A 3,041-nucleotide genomic window follows, 5' to 3' on the forward strand; every position below is an offset into this window, starting at 1 on the left:
CTGGGAAGATACGTGCGGTCGGTGTTCACGAACCAGTTCATGAAGCCGTACGTGGGCTGCGCGGGCGTGGGCGTCGTCGCCATCCGCACCCACTCCTCCGACAGGATGCGGCGGTCGCCCCACCGGCCGCGGCGCAGCGTCAGGTAGCCGAAGCGGGCCATGTCGCGGGCGTTGATGAACATCCCGCCTCCCCAGTGCCCCCCGCCGCTAACGGACTGCACGGCCTGCCCATCCATCAGCACCCACGAGTTGTCGTAGCCCGTCCAGCGCCAGGTGGTCGAGGCGCCGATGGGGTCCATCACCTGCTCACGCAGCACCTGCGGCAGCGGCCGGCGCCACACGTTGAGGGCGGCGAGCGCCAGCAGGTTCACGCGAACGTCGTTGTACTCGTAGGCCGCGCCGGGCTCGCTCCGGGGGCGCGTCAGCCACTCCTGCGGGTTCTGCAGCGGGCGGTCGGCCCAGTCGGGCTTGCCCCAGAGCGTGCCCTCCCAGTCGCTCACCTGGCGCAGCAGGTGGTCCCAGGTGATGCGCCGCTCGCGTTCGTTGTCGAACAGCCGCATCGCCCTGCCCTCGCCCAGGCCGCCGGCGTGGCGGTTGCCGCCCTCGGGCGGAATGACGAATACGGGCGCCATGTACGGGTCCACGGGATCGTTCACCGAGCGGATCATCCCGCGGTCCACCGCCAGGCCCACCACGGTGGAGACGAAGCTCTTGGTGACGCTGAACGTCATGTCCACGCGCCGGGGATCGCCCCACTCGGCCACGATGTAGCCGTTGCGGATGATGATGCCCGTCGCGTCGCCGCGCTCGGCGAACGGACCCACGGGCTCCCCGAATGGCTCGCGCCCGAACGTCTGGTGGTGCGCCAGCTCCAGGTCGCGCGGCGCGGTGCTCTCGTTCGCCCGCGCGAACGCCACGGCGGAGTCGATGAGCGCCGCGTCCATCCCCACCTGCTGCGGCGTGCGCCGCTGCCAATCCTCACCCGGGCCAGGGTAGTAGACGGCGCCGCGCTGCGCTTGCGCAGAGGACGCGACGAGGAGTGCGAGGGCGATGCAGTTGATCTTCATACGCAGCACGGCTGGTTCCTGCTCGGGTTACGCTTGCGACAGTTTCTCTTATTCCTATACACGCGGCTCCCCAGCGAGGGCAAGGTGGCGCAAGGTGCTTTACGTTCGGAGTGGACGGTTCTACTTTTCGTGAAAGCGTCCTCGGGAGGAGCAATGCGCGAGTCCAGACTGAACAGCAAGTCGCAAATCGTCGTCCCCGCGTCCGTGCGGCATCTGGGCCTTGAACCCGGCGACAGGGTCAGGTTCGAGCCGCATGCCGAGGGGTACCTTCTTCTCAAATCCCAAGACGCCCCGTCATGGGTCGACCAACTGGTGTCGTTAGGCGGTGGCGAACTGCGTGGGTACGCCGAGCAACTGCTGCGCGAACGTCACGCGGAAGTTGACGAGTGCCGCGTTAGCGACGAGCCGATGACTTAGCGGCAGCGGATGGAAGCCTTCCGCGGAGACCAGTGGAACGGCGCTGGGACGAACTTCGGCGCGATCGCGACACATGCGATCTAGACGGCACCTGACCGGCTCGCCAACTGGGCGGGCCGGTTGTAGTTTGGGGCTGATTGCGGCGGACGCGGCTACAGGGCAGGGGATGATGCAACTGGATCCCAGCATTCTGGAAAAACGCGAGGTGATCAAGCGCATCGCGGCGGAGCACGGCGCGGGCAACGTTCGCATCTTCGGCTCGCGTGCGCGCGGCGATGCAAGGCCGGACAGCGACGTAGACCTGCTCGTCGAGCCGGGTCCGGCGATCAGCTCGTGGTTTCCCGCCGGGCTCGTGCTGGACCTCGAGGAACTGCTCGGGTTTCGAGTGGACGTCGTGACGGATCGGGGTTTGCGCCCGGAACTGCGGGACAGGGTGATGGGCGAAGCCGTTCAGCTGTAACGGAGCAAGTTCCCGAGTTGAAGGCAGAAGTCGAAAAGATGCTCGATGAGCTCCCCGGGAGCTGATCGCACACAGGCGCAATTCATCGACGGAATCGCGTGTTCAAGAAGATCCTGGTTGCCAACCGCGGAGAGATCGCGCTCCGCGTCATCCGCGCGGCGCACGAGCTGGGGGTGCAGGCCGTCGCCGTGTACTCCGAGGCCGACCGCCTGGCGCCCCACGTGCTGGCCGCCGACGAGGCGTACCTGATCGGCCCGGCGCCCAGCGCGCAGAGCTATCTGAAGGTCGACGTGCTCATCGACGTCGCCAGGCGCTCCGGCGCCGAGGCCATCCACCCCGGCTACGGCTTCCTTTCCGAGCGGGCCCACTTCATCCAGGCCGTGCGCGACGCGGGGCTCGTGTTCATTGGCCCGTCGCCCGAGGCGGTGACGGAGATGGGCGACAAGACGGCGGCGCGGCGGCGGGTGATCGCGGCCGGCGTGCCCGTGGTCCCCGGCACCAAGGACGCGCTGGTCGATGCGGCCGAAGCGCGGAAGGTAGCGGGCGAGATCGGCTATCCGGTGCTGCTGAAGGCGGCGGCGGGCGGCGGCGGCAAGGGGATGAGGATCGTCCGCGGCGAGGACGAGATCGAGCGCGCCTTCGAATCCGCCGGCAACGAGGCCCAGGCGGCGTTCGGCGACCGCTCCGTGTACGTGGAGAAGTTCCTGGAGGGGCCGCGCCACATCGAGATCCAGCTGCTGGCCGACCGGCACGGCAACACGCTGCACCTGGGCGAGCGCGAGTGCAGCATCCAGCGCCGCCACCAGAAGCTCATCGAAGAGGCGCCCTCGCCCGTCCTGTCGCCGGAGCTTCGCGAGAAGATGGGCACGGCCGCGGTCGAAGCCTGCAAGCGCGTCGGCTATTCGAGCGCCGGCACCATCGAATTTCTGCTCGACGAGGACGGCAGCTTCTACTTCATGGAGATGAACACGCGCATCCAGGTCGAGCACCCCGTGACCGAGATGGTCACGAGCTTCGATTTGGTGAAGGAGCAGATCCGGGTGGCCGCGGGCGAGCCGATCAGCTTCCAGGGCGACGGGCGCCGGCTTCGCGGGCAC

General features: G+C 68.1%; 4 protein-coding genes. 3 read left to right on the forward strand and 1 reads right to left on the reverse strand.

The window, feature by feature from the left end; all coding sequences use genetic code 11:
- A partial coding sequence (locus VIB55_RS15050) for a serine hydrolase domain-containing protein (protein WP_331877484.1) occupies positions 1-1,067 on the reverse strand: 1,067 nt, incomplete at its 3' end.
- Between the two features lie 153 nt (positions 1,068-1,220).
- Here VIB55_RS15050 and VIB55_RS15055 point away from each other — a divergent pair.
- From VIB55_RS15055 to VIB55_RS15065, 3 genes are all read left to right on the forward strand, one after another.
- A complete protein-coding gene (locus tag VIB55_RS15055) occupies positions 1,221-1,484 on the forward strand; it encodes an AbrB/MazE/SpoVT family DNA-binding domain-containing protein (RefSeq protein ID WP_331877481.1) in 264 nt (87 codons plus the stop codon).
- A gap of 169 nt (positions 1,485-1,653) precedes the next feature.
- Complete coding sequence (locus VIB55_RS15060) at positions 1,654-1,944, forward strand: nucleotidyltransferase family protein (protein ID WP_331877482.1); 291 nt, start codon at positions 1,654-1,656, stop codon at positions 1,942-1,944.
- A gap of 98 nt (positions 1,945-2,042) precedes the next feature.
- Positions 2,043-3,041: acetyl-CoA carboxylase biotin carboxylase subunit (locus VIB55_RS15065; protein WP_331877483.1), on the forward strand; the 999-nt coding region annotated here is incomplete at its 3' end.

This window comes from Longimicrobium sp., assembly GCF_036554565.1.
Classification (GTDB): Bacteria; Gemmatimonadota; Gemmatimonadetes; order Longimicrobiales; family Longimicrobiaceae; genus Longimicrobium.